15 protein-coding genes are annotated in these 14898 nt (G+C 39.1%); 13 read left to right on the plus strand and 2 right to left on the minus strand.

Annotated elements, in window-relative coordinates:
* Positions 1-3: 3 nt before the first annotated feature.
* The 3 genes from MTP24_RS18565 to MTP24_RS18575 all read left to right on the plus strand — a co-directional run bounded on the left by MTP24_RS18565 (position 4) and on the right by MTP24_RS18575 (position 2238).
* Positions 4-384, plus strand: coding sequence for a hypothetical protein (locus tag MTP24_RS18565; protein WP_243534051.1), 381 nt, complete (start codon positions 4-6; stop codon positions 382-384).
* 85 nt (positions 385-469) lie between these two features.
* Positions 470-1662 (plus strand): IS3 family transposase gene (locus tag MTP24_RS18570; RefSeq protein ID WP_086007403.1). Its coding sequence is split into 2 segments (ribosomal slippage): positions 470-775 and positions 778-1662, totalling 1191 coding nucleotides; the frame shifts between segments, so codons are not numbered across the junction.
* A 123-nt stretch (positions 1663-1785) separates the two neighbouring features.
* Positions 1786-2238 (plus strand): hypothetical protein, encoded by a 453-nt coding sequence (locus tag MTP24_RS18575; protein ID WP_243534053.1) that lies wholly within the window; start codon positions 1786-1788, stop codon positions 2236-2238.
* 32 nt (positions 2239-2270) lie between these two features.
* On the opposite strand, the gene MTP24_RS18580 is transcribed toward MTP24_RS18575, so the two are convergent.
* Positions 2271-3533, minus strand: coding sequence for an IS110 family transposase (locus MTP24_RS18580; RefSeq protein WP_243531257.1), 1263 nt, complete (start codon positions 3531-3533; stop codon positions 2271-2273).
* Positions 3534-4176: 643 nt separating this feature from the next.
* Positions 4177-5331: an IS110 family transposase gene (locus MTP24_RS18585; RefSeq protein ID WP_138740772.1), complete on the minus strand. Its 1155-nt coding sequence runs from the start codon at positions 5329-5331 to the stop codon at positions 4177-4179.
* Between the two features lie 125 nt (positions 5332-5456).
* Between MTP24_RS18585 and MTP24_RS18590 the strand changes: the two genes are divergently transcribed.
* The 10 genes from MTP24_RS18590 (at position 5457) to MTP24_RS18635 (ending at position 14894) form a co-directional block, all read left to right on the plus strand.
* The gene (locus MTP24_RS18590; RefSeq protein ID WP_243534055.1) at positions 5457-5756 is read left to right on the plus strand and encodes a hypothetical protein; all 300 of its coding nucleotides are present in this window, start codon (positions 5457-5459) and stop codon (positions 5754-5756) included.
* A 135-nt stretch (positions 5757-5891) separates the two neighbouring features.
* On the plus strand, positions 5892-6725 hold the full coding sequence (locus MTP24_RS18595; RefSeq protein ID WP_243534057.1) for a hypothetical protein: 834 nt from the start codon (positions 5892-5894) through the stop codon (positions 6723-6725).
* 131 nt (positions 6726-6856) lie between these two features.
* Complete coding sequence (locus MTP24_RS18600; RefSeq protein ID WP_243534059.1) at positions 6857-7666, plus strand: alpha/beta hydrolase; 810 nt, start codon at positions 6857-6859, stop codon at positions 7664-7666.
* 87 nt (positions 7667-7753) lie between these two features.
* On the plus strand, positions 7754-7930 hold the full coding sequence (locus MTP24_RS18605) for a hypothetical protein (RefSeq protein WP_243534061.1): 177 nt from the start codon (positions 7754-7756) through the stop codon (positions 7928-7930).
* Positions 7931-8141: 211 nt separating this feature from the next.
* Positions 8142-8564, plus strand: a complete 423-nt coding sequence (locus MTP24_RS18610; RefSeq protein WP_243534064.1) for a DUF4174 domain-containing protein — start codon at positions 8142-8144, stop codon at positions 8562-8564.
* Between the two features lie 121 nt (positions 8565-8685).
* Positions 8686-9642 carry a kinase gene (locus MTP24_RS18615; protein ID WP_243534066.1) on the plus strand — a complete coding sequence of 319 codons (957 nt, stop codon included), beginning with the start codon at positions 8686-8688 and terminating at the stop codon, positions 9640-9642.
* A gap of 142 nt (positions 9643-9784) precedes the next feature.
* A complete protein-coding gene (gene upp / locus MTP24_RS18620) occupies positions 9785-10414 on the plus strand; it encodes a uracil phosphoribosyltransferase (protein WP_006791732.1) in 630 nt (209 codons plus the stop codon).
* A gap of 138 nt (positions 10415-10552) precedes the next feature.
* Positions 10553-11791, plus strand: a complete 1239-nt coding sequence (locus tag MTP24_RS18625; RefSeq protein ID WP_008127951.1) for a uracil-xanthine permease family protein — start codon at positions 10553-10555, stop codon at positions 11789-11791.
* 144 nt (positions 11792-11935) lie between these two features.
* Positions 11936-13681 carry an HAD-IIB family hydrolase gene (locus tag MTP24_RS18630; protein ID WP_243534068.1) on the plus strand — a complete coding sequence of 582 codons (1746 nt, stop codon included), beginning with the start codon at positions 11936-11938 and terminating at the stop codon, positions 13679-13681.
* Entirely contained in the window at positions 13674-14894 is a 1221-nt protein-coding gene (locus tag MTP24_RS18635) for a hypothetical protein (protein ID WP_006791735.1), read from the plus strand. The genes MTP24_RS18630 and MTP24_RS18635 overlap by 8 nt, the downstream gene beginning before the upstream one ends.
* Positions 14895-14898: the final 4 nt, after the last annotated feature.

Raw genomic sequence — 14898 nt, forward strand, 5'->3', positions numbered from 1 at the left:
ATTATGGATTTCAATCAATTAGAAAAACCTCTTTTAGAACTAGATCCTATCTTCGAAAAATTTGCTAATAAACACAGTTTAATAATTACAAAAAATCAGAAAGATTGTCCTGAGCGCTCAATTGTTTGGGGCACTAACGTTAGATGCTTAATTCAGCTTTACCTTTCATCTGAAACTGGTGGATATTTTAATTTATGGTTGTGTGCATCTGAAGATAAAGCTAATGAACGTTTCTGGAAGCACGAAACTCCCATAAAGGCTTTGAAAATTGATGACTTCAAAACGGATTTATATGAGTTACTTGAAGAGTCTTTTGTAAAACTTAATACGTGGGCAAATGATAGAAGTACTTTAGAATTTGCCACAAAGCTAGGTAAGGTGTAATTTGTTACCTAACAAGCTAATAAACAAGGACAATGCTCCTCACCCGTTTTAGTGGACACCTCCTCATCACTTTGAGGAGGCTAACATGCCTAGATATACCCAACCTAGAAAGACTTGGTTTTACCCCGTTAATTTCAAAATCAAAGCAGTCGAACTAAGCTTACGAGACGATGTCATGTCAAAGGACGTTGCCGAGGCGCTGGATATTCATCCGTTAATGCTTAGTCGTTGGCGAAAAGAGTATCGAGAAGGTAAGTTTAAAAACACGCCGCGCCATCAAAGCAACAACAAAACAATGAGTAAACTCCCAACAAAAAAAGAGCTGGATAACATTCAAAAGCTTAAGAAAGAAAATGAGCGTCTCAAGCAGGAGAATGACCTGCTAAAAAAGTGGCAACGGTATCTGGCGGAAGTACATCAGAACGATTTGGATTCATCCAAAAGTTCGGACAAGCCTTAGGCGTCAAATACTTGTGTTCTTGGCTTAATGTGTCGCGTAGTGGGTTCTATGCTTGGCGTGAGCGTACAGTGTCAGCTAGAGCGCTGTCAGATGCTAATTTGTTGCTGAAGATAAAACACGTCTTCAATGTCAATCATCAAACCTATGGTAGCCCACGCGTATTTCATGCGCTAAAAAAAGAAGGTGTAAACACAAGCCAAAAACGTGTTGCCCGCTTAATGCGAGAAAACGGTTTAAGAGCTAGGGCGCTTAAGACTTACAGTAAACCGGCGAAGGTTAAGTTCTTTTATAAAGAGATAGAAAATAAACGCAAAGATAGTGAAAAGGCCACAGCAATCAACCAACAGTGGTCTGGCGATATTACGTATTTAAAAGTCGGGGCTCGTTGGCATTACCTTGCAGTGGTTATCGACTTATATTCACGTCGAGTAATCGGCTGGGCGTTTGGTAAAAACAAAACAACGGAGCTTACGTTAAAGGCGCTAAGGCTTGCGATAAAAAAACGACAGCCAACAGAAAGTGTATTATTTCACACTGACCGAGGTGCAGAATACCGTGCTCACGTTGTACAAAAGTATTTGGCTAGCAAAAACATCAAAGCCAGTATGAATAGGCCTGGGTGTTGTACTGACAACGCAGAAGTCGAGTCGTTCTTTCATTCGCTTAAAGCAGACTTAATTCGAGGAAATAAATTTGAGAGTAGCGGTAAACTATTATCAAAATTAAAGGTTTACCTAAATTACTTTTACAATAGACAGCGATTGCATTCGAGTTTAGGATATAAATCACCTGCCGAGTTTGAATCGGCAGTTAATTGAAACGTGGACGGTGTCCACTTTATCGGGTGAAGATCACAAAAAACAGTTTGCTGTTTTCGTTCCTCAACATTTTAGCAAACAATTTTTGCCTGTTATTAGGGCGTTAGGCATCAAGGAGGTATCGTGTCTGAAATCGATAAACACAACAAGCATCTACTAGTTTTAGGTTCATCTACAGTAATTGTTTCTTTTCTAGTAACTTCAGGCTATTGGGATATATTTGACCTGTTAATTTCCGCAATAATGTTAGGTATTCTGATTTGTTATGTTAAGGATAATCAAGACTTAATAGATAGTAACTATGTGTTTCTTGCATGGGGTGCTATTTCAATAATATCTACGGCATTACTTATTTCACTTGTTTCAGTTTATGCCGGTATTTCTGGAGATATTAACGCAGCTAAAGTAGCTGTTGAGAATGTAAAGGCCCAGAATATCGAAATAGATCCAAGTGTTAATTATTTTCAAGTTCAATCAATCTTTCAAACCACCTTGTTTCTATTATCTGGAGCTTTTTGGGGGGCATACTTAAGGAAATTAAGAACAAAAAATGAGGCTGTAGAAGTTGAAGCCTAACAACACGCCCTGAGGTGGACGACTAGTAAAATTTAGCTATTAATTGCAAATTTTAAAAGTGGTGAGCCTCTGCGTTTCAATGCTGCTAAATACGTCGATTCATCGTAGGGTGTATTCGTTTTCCAACACCTAAATACAATCCTTATCCATTTAAATGCCAGTGATCTAATAATGCTGTTATGCGGCTTACCCTTGGCTTTTTGTTGCTCATAATACGCTTTAGCCCAAAATGAATAACGAATAGAAAAGCCTGCCCATTCTACAAATGTTTGCCTTAAAAAAGTGGGGCAACTATAACGCCAATGCGTCCACATTTTTTGACCACTGCGCTCAATAACAGGCGCTATACCAGCGTACTTTTGAAGTTCTGCAGCATCATTGTAACGCGCACGATTACTCCCAAAAGCAACAAGTAAACGTGGGGCGAGTTGTGGACCTGCGCCGGGTAAGCTATCAAATATCTTTTTATCCTGCTGGGCTTTATAAGCCGATTTTATTGCTTTATCGAGCTTTTCAATGCCCTTTAATAACACTTTAAATTGCGTGATAAGCACTTCAACGAGCATTTGATTAGGTACAATTACTCCTTCGTCCAGAGTTAATGGCATCGCATTTTTAATACTGTCTAGTCGTGCATTATTAACCGTGCAATAGTGTGAATTATGACTCTCAAAAAAGTCGAGTAAGGTCTGTTTTCTTGCTTTTTTAACCGCAGTGAGTGATGGCCATTTCTGAATGAAGTCGCAGAATATATACGTGTCCTTTTCTTTAAACCATTCAAGTGCCTGCGGGTAATAATTCTTTAATGTCGCCGTTATTTTATTGGATAAATCGACACTGTCTTGCACTAAACTTCGGCGATATTCAACAAGCTGAGACAGCGTTCGCATAGCTGCTGACTCGGGCTCAATGACAGAGAGCTTATCCATGTGTAACTTAAGAATTTCAACTTGCAGAAAGGCATCTGATGGGTCATCTTTTGCGCCACTGGGCGTAAAAGCCTGGCGATATTTAGCAACAGCACAAGGATTAACGGTGAATAAAGTAAGGTGGTCGTATTTAGCTAATGCATAAATAAGCGGGCCTTTTTTAAGTTCGCAAACAATCGCTATTTTCTGGTCTGGATAACGCTGTTTAATATCCATAGCCCATTCATGCAACGCTTCAGGTCTGTGTTTAACAACGGTGTAATGATATTTATTAGTGCTTGTTGGATGCTCACAAATATCATGTTTTTTATCGGCCCAATCAATGCCAATGAGTGCAGCAAAATTATCAACGTTATATGCTTTCATTTTATAGCGCCTACGGTTAAAGTTAAGGACGGAATGTGCTTAAATCTCGTTTCTCGCAGGTCTTATAGATAGTCTTGGTCGGCAATCCCTGAGTATGCGTTTTGAAATCGAGGTGCTCTGTTGGCTCGAACGTCTTGTTAAAAACATTGGATGTTCGTCATTCAATATTCGTAACCAACAGAAGCATATTCCACTTAATATAATAGTCAGTTACTTTTAAATTAAGTGGCTTGGTCGAACTATAAGTCATTTCAGCAGGACAAAAAAAAAGTTGGCTTTTGCTCGTGCCTCGCTTATTTTAACCAACTACTTTATTGCCTCTGAATGAGGCGTTGGTATGACTCCCATTGTCAAGTTAAACGCACTGATCCTTGCCTAACTTTTTAAGCCATAATTATTTTAGCTCGAATTAGAGCGAGTTAATACATAGGATGAAGCAAGTAATGTCGTCGGTTATCTTGCTGATATTCGTTGGTTATTACTATTTCTAGTAACAGAGCAGACCTTACTTATTTCGTCGTGGCACCTGTCTTCAGTCTATGTTCGTGGTTCAATGCAGCGTTAGCTGCATTGCCATCCTAACGCCGTCGGTGGTTGTGCCACACCCGATGCTTGATCCCATGCATTAACTCTAATTCTTTTATCATGCGGGTACTCTTGCCAATCTAAGTTTTTTATTCACTGGCGTAAGCACCACTTCTCTTGCAATAGCCCATATGTACGCAATCATTTCTCGGGCAATGGCGGTAACAACCAGATTGTAGTGTTTCCCTTTGGCTATCATTTTTTTATAGCGTTTGCAGAGCCTAATCTGTGCTTTCCACGCAATATCAATAATGTCCTTTGGTAAACCTTCTTGTCGTTTTTGCATATCTGTGGATATATTTGCTGCATAGCGATAAGTATGTGCACCTTCCACAAGAAGGCGCCTTGCTCGGCCGTTCCCGCATTTTGTGATGGCGCCAATATGGCGTTTGCCACCACTCGAGTGTTCACTGGGTACAAGACCGAGATAACTCATTAATTTGCGGGGATGGTCGAAACGCGATAAATCGCCAAGCTCAGCAACAACGCCAGTGGCGACCAACAAACGGACACCACGCATAGCTTGTATTGCTTTTACTACAGGATAATAACGCCACTGGTGAACGTGGTGTGTTAGTTCATTATCTAGCCGCTCAAGTCGGCTTATTCGTTCGGTAATTGTGTGTAAAAATTCTTGTAAGACGATGTGCTGAGCGGGGTGTGGCAACACAAGCTCAGTGAGCCAACGTAAATGTTTTTGTGACCAATTCGCAGTGCCTTTGTAATTAATATTATTGCGAAGCAGCAGCGCCTTTAATTGATATTTGGCATCTTTTAAATCCTTCATGGCTACTTCGCGTGCACGAGATAAATCACGTACAGCTTCATCTTCAGGCTCAGGAACATAGATAGGTGTTAAATCTTCAGACTTAAGTAATTTAGCAAGCTTAAGGGCATCACGTTTATCGGTTTTAATTTTCTCACCAGGTTTTTTAGGAATAAGAGAAGGTGCAACCACATAACAGCAATGGCCAAGGCTGGTAATTAATCGGTAAATCCAATAACCACATGGGCCAGCTTCATAAACAAAATGAAGTGTTGCGCCAGGGTATTTCGATTCGAACTGGCGAACAAGCTTTTGAACGGCCATTTTGGAAGACGAAACTCGGCCAAGATGAACAGGTTGCGCACCTCTATGTTCTTCAATATAGGCAACTTCATTGAATTCTTTATGTGTATCAAGACCGATAAAAAGTATGCTATGTTTATTCATGTTAGCCTCTGCTGTTTAGTTAATTGACAAACTAATTATGGCTCTGGCTTTGAATTAAGCTAACCCACGAAAGCGGAGGCTAACACCGTGTGGGAGTCATTATGTCTATGTGCCTAAGGACGGTCATGCTCAAACTGTTAAACCCAAATATTGAATCTGAGTTAAAAGCATACTGTCAAAAATGGCTTTGTCACCTGTCTCAGAATGATTTTGATCAAGCTCTTAATTTGGTAACCGTCCCTAACAATTACGGTACTCGCTGGGGTAAAAAGGAAATAAGAGATGCTGTTTTTGACTATTATGGTAGCGAATCAAAATTTAAAATCGAGAATACCGATATAGCTTTTTGCACCCCGGAGTTCGAGTTTTTTCGAGTCAATAACAATGAGTTTAGTGCCACCATAAATGACATTCACGTTTTGTAGTAAATGGCACATAACAAAAAAATTAAGTCACTCACTTCGTTCGTTGGGACGCACACACGTGGGCTGCTCACTTCGTTCGGATTGTCTGCGCCCCTTATTTAAAAGTTAAATGCCCTAAGGTGTTTTATTTAAACTATGAAGTTAAAAAAGTTACTGAATCACTCTTTCATAATTGAATTTGAGAAACTGTTAAAGACCGATTTCGAAAGGGAGTTGTTCTTATGTAGTTTGAGAAATTACTGCTCTCATGGAAACCCATTGCGTTTTCATAATTTTGCTTTTTCTATGAGAGAATTAGTTCTTCAAGTATTAAACAGGCGTGCACCAGATAAAGAGGTCGAAAAGGCTTGTTGGTACGAAAAAGAAAGTGACAAATTTAATGTTACAAGACGACAGAAACTCAAGTTTTGCGCGCAAGGTTTTTTGTCTGATGCTTATCTGGACGATCCTACGATTGAAGATCTTAATCAGAGCATTAAAGACTATTTGAAAGAGTTTAACTTTTTTAATAAATATACCCATATCACTGCTAAACACTTCAGAGCTTGTCCTCAAAAGTTTTACACTGATATGAAGTTTATCATTCAACGCTCTCAGGAAGTCATTGAAGAGCTAGATTCATTGGAAAGCATGGTTACACAAAGCTTAGAGTATGGCATTCAAGATAAAGTATTTGATGCTGTAATTAACTCGTGTCCCGATGAGTTATCTATTCTGGCCCACAGAGTGATAGTAGAACAGGTTTCTCCAGAGAAAATGGAAATCGAATACTTGGAAGAGAACGGAATCACGATAGGGGTTGAGGGAACAATTTATATTACCCAAGAGTACGGAAAAGGTGATGACTTCTGCGAAATCTCAAATGACTTCCCATTTTATATCCCCGTTGACGCCTGTATAACGAATCCCGATGACATCTCTGTAAATGAGAATGCTTTAGAGGTCGATACTCGTTCTTGGTATGAATAAGAACGGGCACTTAACAAGAATTTCAAGAGGGACAAAATAAAGCTGGCTGTTTTGTTCACTCCGTTCACCTATTTTAGCCAACTCTATTTTGCCCCTTAAATGGGCGTTATACACTACGGAGAATTAAGCGGTTGTTTCGATATATTGTAGCTCTGATTTTTTCAATTTCATTTTCTGCTCTTGGACAAACCAAACAAATTCAGGTGGACGATCTTTCAATTGAATATTTGGACTTTGGGAAGGGAAAGTACACTTTTGTTTTTGAGTCGGGTGTTGGCATGGGCGTCAACTATTGGGACTCTTTTTTACCATTTGCTGATAGACTAAATTCTAGAGTAATCATTTACTCACGCGCTGGAAATGGCTCATCTAGTGCTTCATCTAAAGTCAGTTTAGAACGCTCTTTAGTGCGCTTAGAAAAACTTCTGTTTCAGCTAAATGCACAAGATAATTTAATATTTGTTGGTCACTCATTTGGTGGTTTTCATGCAAGAAACTTTGCTCACAATTTTGTGGATAGAGTTTCCGGTTTGGTCTTACTAGATCCTAGTCATGAGCTTTTTCAAAAAGAGCTCGAAGCAATTGACCCAGAAAAGGCCAAAAATGACAATGCCAGACTTAATTCGATATTAAAAAATCAATCTGAATGGCAAATTCTACAGGATATCTACACTAATAACGTACTTTTCCCTTCACAACCTACTCATAACGTTCCAACCGTAATAGTCACCTCGTCTCAAATAGGGGAATCGGATTGGTGGATTGGACACAGTGAGAAAGGAAAAATTGCTTGGAGAGCACTACACCAAGAACTTATTTCAAATAACTCAATATCAACTCATATTGTCACAGACAAAGTAGGTCATAATTTGCCAATTCAAGATCCCGAATTCACTTTTAAAGCAATTAAGTCTGTCTTGAAATTGGTGGAAGGTGTATAACAAACGCTTAAAACGAACAAAAATAAAGAGCATTTTCGCCGCTTAAGCCAAGTGTTAGTAATATTAGTCTTTTATGGGGTTTGTATCATGGATAGAAAGCAAAATAATAAAATTAAAGATCCAAGTTTACCTGAGCAAGTATTACCTTCTGAAATGGGGTTAATGCAATCTCTAGGTGAATCTAAAACGTTAATAATTATGTTGGTGGTTTTTCTAACATTATTTGGTGGGTTAGGTTTGTTTTTATTAAAAATATCAGCTTAGAGGCTGGTAGCATAAACTGCTAACAAGTGACTATGGGAAAGATTAACAAGACACTTATTATAAATTTTGCACTTTAAGCGGGTTAAAACAAAAACAACAACGATACCCATACAAATACTCTACAGCAATAAACGCTAAAAAGTAAAATAAGCAAAACCGCAAAGCCAAATAGAACGTATTTTACTTATAAACTCTATTTTTAGGCTATGTTATGAAATATCTCAAATACCTTCTATTACTCGTATTCAGCGTGTTTTCGAATGCTAGTGAAAGTATTCCATTGAATGACTTATCCAGTTTACGATGGGAAAATCGCCTGATTATATTAAATAAACCTACAGATACTGAGCACGTATTAAGCCTAATGAAACACAGTTCAGAAGGGATTAATGACCGACACATAGTTTGGTTTATTTTGAAAGAAAGTGAGGCTTTAACTAACTATTCTGGTCGGTTATCCGAGTCGTTCATGTTAAATGTTAGGCAGCAATATCAACTCAAAAACAATACCGTTACTTTAATAGGAAAAGATGGGGGCATTAAATCTCAAGGAAGCACCATTGATGTTAAGGCACTTTTTTCGATTATAGATGCCATGTATATGCGACAGCGAGAAGTACAACTAAAAAATTAAAAATGGGTGCCATTTAAAAATAAAAGCTGTGGGCTTGTTAAAGCATTGGGTTTAATTAAGTACTTTCACTAATAATACCGTCTAATGCTAAACTACAAAAAATTAATTACTTATTACAGCTATGGCATTTTACCTTCCTTTATTACAGCCTCACTTTAAACATATTGAAATAGGTGCAACACTTACTTCGCTTTGGAGCGGGTGTGGCAGTATTATTGAGTGCAGGCTTGATAATGTGTCTTGTGTTATTAAGGCGATTAGAATACCCAGCCACATAAACCATCCAAAAATCAAGCAAAGCAAATTTGCATTAAAAAGAAAGCAGCAGTCTTATAATGTTGAATATAATTTTTATAAGCATTACAGCCAGCATTTACCTAAGACAGCAAACAGTATTGAATGTGTGAGTGCTATTAATTGTGGCGATGAGTATGCGCTGGTGTTTAAAAATTTTACTCAGTTTGGGTTTACGCAAGCCAGCTCGTTGCATATAAAGCCAATATTAAAGTGGCTTGCTCACTTTCATGCGTTTAATTTAAATAAGCAACATGATGATTTGTGGGAGCAAGGGTGTTATTGGCATTTAAATACCCGGCCAGATGAATTTAACGCGCTTGTATCAAACCCTGATAACCAGTTAGATATAAAAGTGGCAGCTAAAAAAATAGCTTATCAGCTAGAACACCCTAAGTATAAAACGTTACTACATGGCGATGCTAAAGTGGCCAATTTTGCCGTTAATTCAAATAATGAGATACGTGGTTACGACTTTCAGTACACAGGCGCTGGCGTTGGTATAGTCGATGTTATGTATTTTATGACGAGCTGCTATAGCTGTGAAGAATTACATGCTCATGCAACAAGCGAACTTACCTATTATTTTTATGAGTTAGAACATGCGCTAACTCAGTATCAGCCTAATATACCTGCTCAAGCGGTAACAAAGGAATGGAAAGCGTTGTGGCCTGCTGCTTGGGCTGATTTTTATCGCTTTTTAGCCGGCTGGAGCCCAGAGCATTACAAAATAAATAGTTATATGCATGACCAAGTTGTTAGTTGGTTTGAAACCAACAGCTGAACTTTTACAATTGTGTTGTGCATAAATATCAAACAAACACATATATTTGCGCACAATGTATGAGAATTGGTTTAAAACTACAGGTCAAATGATCATTTTTAATATAAAATATCGCTAATTATTGTCTAAGTAGGTTTTCATCATGGCTATTCACGTTATTACTCATCCACTTGTTCAACATAAATTAGGTTTAATGCGCGCTTTCGGCATTAGCACTAAAAGCTTTCGTGAGCTGTGCTCAGAAGTTGGCACATTATTAACGTACGAAGCAACGAAAAATATTCCCCTTGAAGACAATGAAATAACTAGTTGGGACGGTAACAAACTTAACGTACAGCATATTAAAGGCAAAAAAATTACAGTGGTGCCTATCTTACGTGCAGGTTTAGGTATGATGGATGGTGTTATGCAGTTGTTGCCTGCGGCTAAAGTGAGTGTAGTTGGCCTTCAACGCAACGAAGAAACGCTTGAGCCAATTCCTTATTTTGAGAAGTTGGTTGGTAACATTGAACAACGTCTTAGCTTGGTTATTGACCCGATGCTTGCAACAGGTGGCTCGATGATTGCCACAATAGACATGTTAAAAAAAGCGGGCTGTAAAGAAATCAAAGTTATAGTGTTAGTTGCAGCCCCTGAAGGGGTAGAAAAAACGTTAGCAGCTCACCCTGATGTAGAAATATTTACCGCAGCGGTAGATAGCCACTTAAACGAGAAAGGATATATAGTGCCTGGTTTAGGTGATGCGGGTGATAAAATATTTGGTACGGTGTAGTCGTCATTAATTAGCGTTAATTGTGTTTCGCGTTATGGGCAACGCAATCATTAAAGAGGCTTTCTGAGGAAGGCCTTTTTCGTGTTTGTTTATTACTTTATAACTGCAAAAAGCAATGTTTAAATTTAGGAGTGTGTAGTGAAAAGTAACGCAACGTTTTCAATTAAAACAATTTTAACCGGCGCACAAATGCTATTTGTTGCATTTGGTGCATTGGTACTGGTGCCGTTATTAACGGGACTCGATCCTAGTGTGGCGCTATTTACTGCAGGTGTTGGCACATTACTATTTCAATTAGTGACTAAAGGGCAGGTACCAATATTTTTAGCCTCTTCGTTTGCGTTTATAGCTCCCATTATTGCAGGTGCACAAATGTGGGGCGTACCCGCTACGATGGGCGGATTAATGGCCGCTGGTGTTGCTTATATGTTGTTAGGTTTGTTAGTTAAATTTAAAGGTGTGGCGACTCTTCATAAAATTTTACCACCGGTTGTTGTTGGCCCCGTTATTATGGTGATAGGTTTAGCGCTTGCGCCTGTTGCAGTTAATATGGCAATGGGTAAAACAGGTGATGGCAGCGTTCAGCTTATTGATTACAACAGTGCTATTTTAATTTCCATGTTTTCACTTGTGGTAACGCTTATTTTTGCCGTGTGGGGTAAAGGAGTATTTAAGTTAATTCCTATATTGGCAGGCGTAATATCGGGCTATGGTTTATCGCTTGCGTTGGGGGTAGTACAGTTTGATGCGGTAAGTAATGCACATTGGTTTGCTATTCCAAACTTTACACTGCCAGAGTTTAAATGGCAGGCTATTTTGTTTATGGTGCCTGTGGCCATTGCGCCAGCTATTGAGCATATAGGCGATATGATGGCTATAAGCCAAGTGACTAAAAAAGACTTTTTAAAAAAGCCAGGTCTGCACCGTACTTTGTTTGGTGATGGATTAGCAACGTCTGCAGCATCGTTATTTGGAGGCCCGCCAAACACCACGTACTCAGAGGTGACTGGCGCGGTAATGCTAACTAAAAACTTTAATCCAAAAGTAATGATGTGGACCGCTATTATTGCTATTGCTCTGGCATTTATTGCAAAAATGGGGGCTGGGTTACAAACCATACCGGTGCCTGTGATGGGCGGTATTATGATTTTATTATTTGGTTCGATTGCGGTCGTTGGACTCAATACGTTGGTTAAGTCGGGTGATGATTTAACAGCGCCCCGTAACTTAAGTATTGTTGCCCTTATTTTAGTGTGTGGCATTGGCGGAATGCACATAGGCAGCAGTCAATTTAGTTTAGAGGGCGTTAGCTTGTGTGCCGTTTTAGGTATAGTGCTTAATTTAGTACTCCCCAAAGTAGAGCAAACCGCTGCTTAACTTTGAACATTAGTTAAAATATTTGCACCAATTTGGCGCGTTTTAAACGCGCCTTTTTTATAACCTATTAAAAAGGTTATAAAAATAATGTTGGTCTAGTCCCTGCATTTAGTACTCTGAACACTATGTATTTAAGGAGTTACTATGTCAGAGGCCAATATTGTGGATATAACCCCGTTTTTAGCAAAGCATCAACTGCCTTTAAAGTATCAATATTTAAGTGAGCAGTACTTTGTACCTCTTGCGCATGACATTCTCGAATCAAAAAAATCATCAACTCCTATTTTTGTTGGCATTAATGGTTGCCAAGGCTCCGGCAAAACAACCCTTGCAGACTTTTTAGTCACGTGGTTTAGCAACAATACGTCGTTAAATACGGTCGCTTTATCAATCGACGATTTTTATCTAGGTAAAGAAAGCCGTAAGCAACTAGCTCAAGACGTACATCTTTTATTTGTAACACGTGGCGTACCCGGTACACACGATACCGACCTGATGAATAAAACAATTACTCAGTTATTAGCCGGTGAGGTGGGCATAGCATTACCACGTTTTAACAAACACCAAGACGACTGCGTTGCAGAGCAAGATTGGGTTAAAAATGTAGCCCCTGTTGATATTGTTTTTTTAGAAGGGTGGTGTGTAGGAAGCGAGCCACAGCCGCTATTTTCACTAAGCGAGCCACTGAATGAATTAGAACAATTAAATGATAAAGAAGGTGTGTGGCGTCGTTGTATAAATAGCTGCTTAGCAAACGAATATAAATCTATTTTTAATAAAATAGATTATAAAATTATGCTCAAAGCGCCTAGCTTTTCAGATGTTTTTACGTGGCGAAAAGAGCAAGAACAAAAGCTAATAGCGAAAAGTGGTGTTGGTACAGGCACGATGACAGACGAGCAGTTAGTTTATTTTATTTCTCACTTTGAGCGTATAACGCGTGAAAACTTAAATACATTGAGTCGCAAAGCAAACGCACTCATTGAGCTTGATAGCAATCGAGACATAGTAAGCATGCACTTAACAAGTGATGATACCTTACAGCCTATTATTTTTACTGACTTAGACGGTACTTTACTCGACCATACAGATTACAACACAAACAATGTAAGTGAGCTACTTCAGCAGTTACAAAGCGCACACATTCCTGTGGTATTTAATACCAGCAAAACATTTTGCGAAGTGGTTGAAATAAAAAACGAGTTAAACATTCAGCAACCTTTTATTGTTGAAAATGGCGCAGCAGTATTTATACCGCAAAACTATTTTGAGCTTAAGCCAATAGGCTGTAAAGAAGTGGCAGGTTATTGGTGTTACGCCTTAGCGTCTCCGCTATCAAGCTTGTTAAGTGATTTAGACTCATTAGATGCACAATATAAAGCACACTATAAATTATTTAGTGAGTTAAGCAGCGAGCAAATAAGCGAGCTTACCGGATTAAACAATGCGCAAGCTAGGCGCGCTCAAACACGCGATTACTCCGATCCTTTGTACTGGTATGGCAGTGATGAATTACTCGATACCTTTGTAAATGACGTAACAGCACTTGGCTACGAAATAAAGATAGGTGGCCGATTTATTCATATTGCTAAAAATACAGATAAAAGCGCTGCGCAGCAGTGGTTAGTTAAACAATTTACTCAACATTTTAGAAAGCCTCTCACAGTAATAGCCCTAGGTGATAGCGACAACGATAAGCAGATGTTAGAACACGCTGATATCGCCATCATCATCAATAACCCAAGCAGTAAAAAGCCGGTTAAATTATCGCATAACAAGGCACGTTATTCTCAATCGCCCGCGCCGCAGGGCTGGGTTGAAGAAATAACAACATTGCCAAGCATTAGCAGCATTTTAAATACTATTGAGGAGCAAAAATCACATGGCTGATTTTTATCAAAATGGCATTATCACGACTTTACACAATATTGCAGATAGACCGATTGAAGCACTAGAAGAAGAGCTAATAAGCTTTAGTAAACAACGCCCTATGGGACTAATTCTTCCTTCTTTATTTAGTGAGCTAGAAGGTCCTGCACTACAAAATATAATAAAAGAGTTAAGAGAAGTACCGTATTTGTCGCAAATAACAATTGGCTTAGATAGGGCCGATGAGCAGCAATACCGCCATGCACTTGGTTTTTTTAAAGAGTTAAACCAAAATCACAAAGTGTTGTGGAACGACGGCCCACGCTTGCAAGCACTTGATAAAGAGCTTCAAGAATTAGGCGTTGCACCAAGAGAGCTGGGAAAAGGGCGTAACGTTTGGTATTGCATGGGCTACAAGCTCGCGACCGCCGAGGTTGAGTCTATAGCGCTTCATGACTGCGATATTTTAACCTATGATAGAAGCTTACTTGCACGTCTTATTTATCCGGTTGCACACCCTCGTTTTAACTACGAGTTTTGTAAAGGATTTTACCCGCGTACAGCCAACGGCAAAATTAATGGGCGCGTATCGCGTTTATTAGTCACACCTTTGTTACGCTCATTTAAAACCATTTTAGGTAATACAGACTACCTTGAATATATGGATTCGTTTAGGTACCCATTAGCGGGTGAGTTTTCGTTTAGGCGCGACGTATTAAACGATATTCGTATTCCAAGTGACTGGGGGCTTGAAATAGGCGTATTAAGTGAAATGTATCGAAACTATTCGCATAACCGTTTATGCCAAGTAGATATTGCCGATAACTACGATCACAAACATCAAGCGTTGTCGCTTGACGATCAAAGTGCCGGTTTGTCTAAAATGTCGATTGATATTACCAAGGCATTATTTAGAAAACTCGCTACGCAAGGGGTGACATTTACTAGCGAAACAATTCGTTCATTAAAAGCAACGTACTACCGAATTGGCTTAGATTTTATTGAAACCTACCACAATGATGCGCTTATGAACGGACTAACACTGGATGTTCACCAAGAAGAAAAAGCCGTAGAAATGTTTGCACAAAACATTATGGAAGCAGGCCAACACTTTTTAGATAACCCAATGGAAGCGCCATTTGTGCCAAGTTGGAACCGAGTGGTATCGGCTATGCCTGATGTATTTGAACGTTTAAAAGAGGCGGTAGAGCTCGATAACGAAGAATACAGTTAAGTTA

The organism is Pseudoalteromonas sp. APM04 (genome assembly GCF_022809815.1).
Lineage (GTDB): Bacteria > Pseudomonadota > Gammaproteobacteria > Enterobacterales > Alteromonadaceae > Pseudoalteromonas > Pseudoalteromonas marina.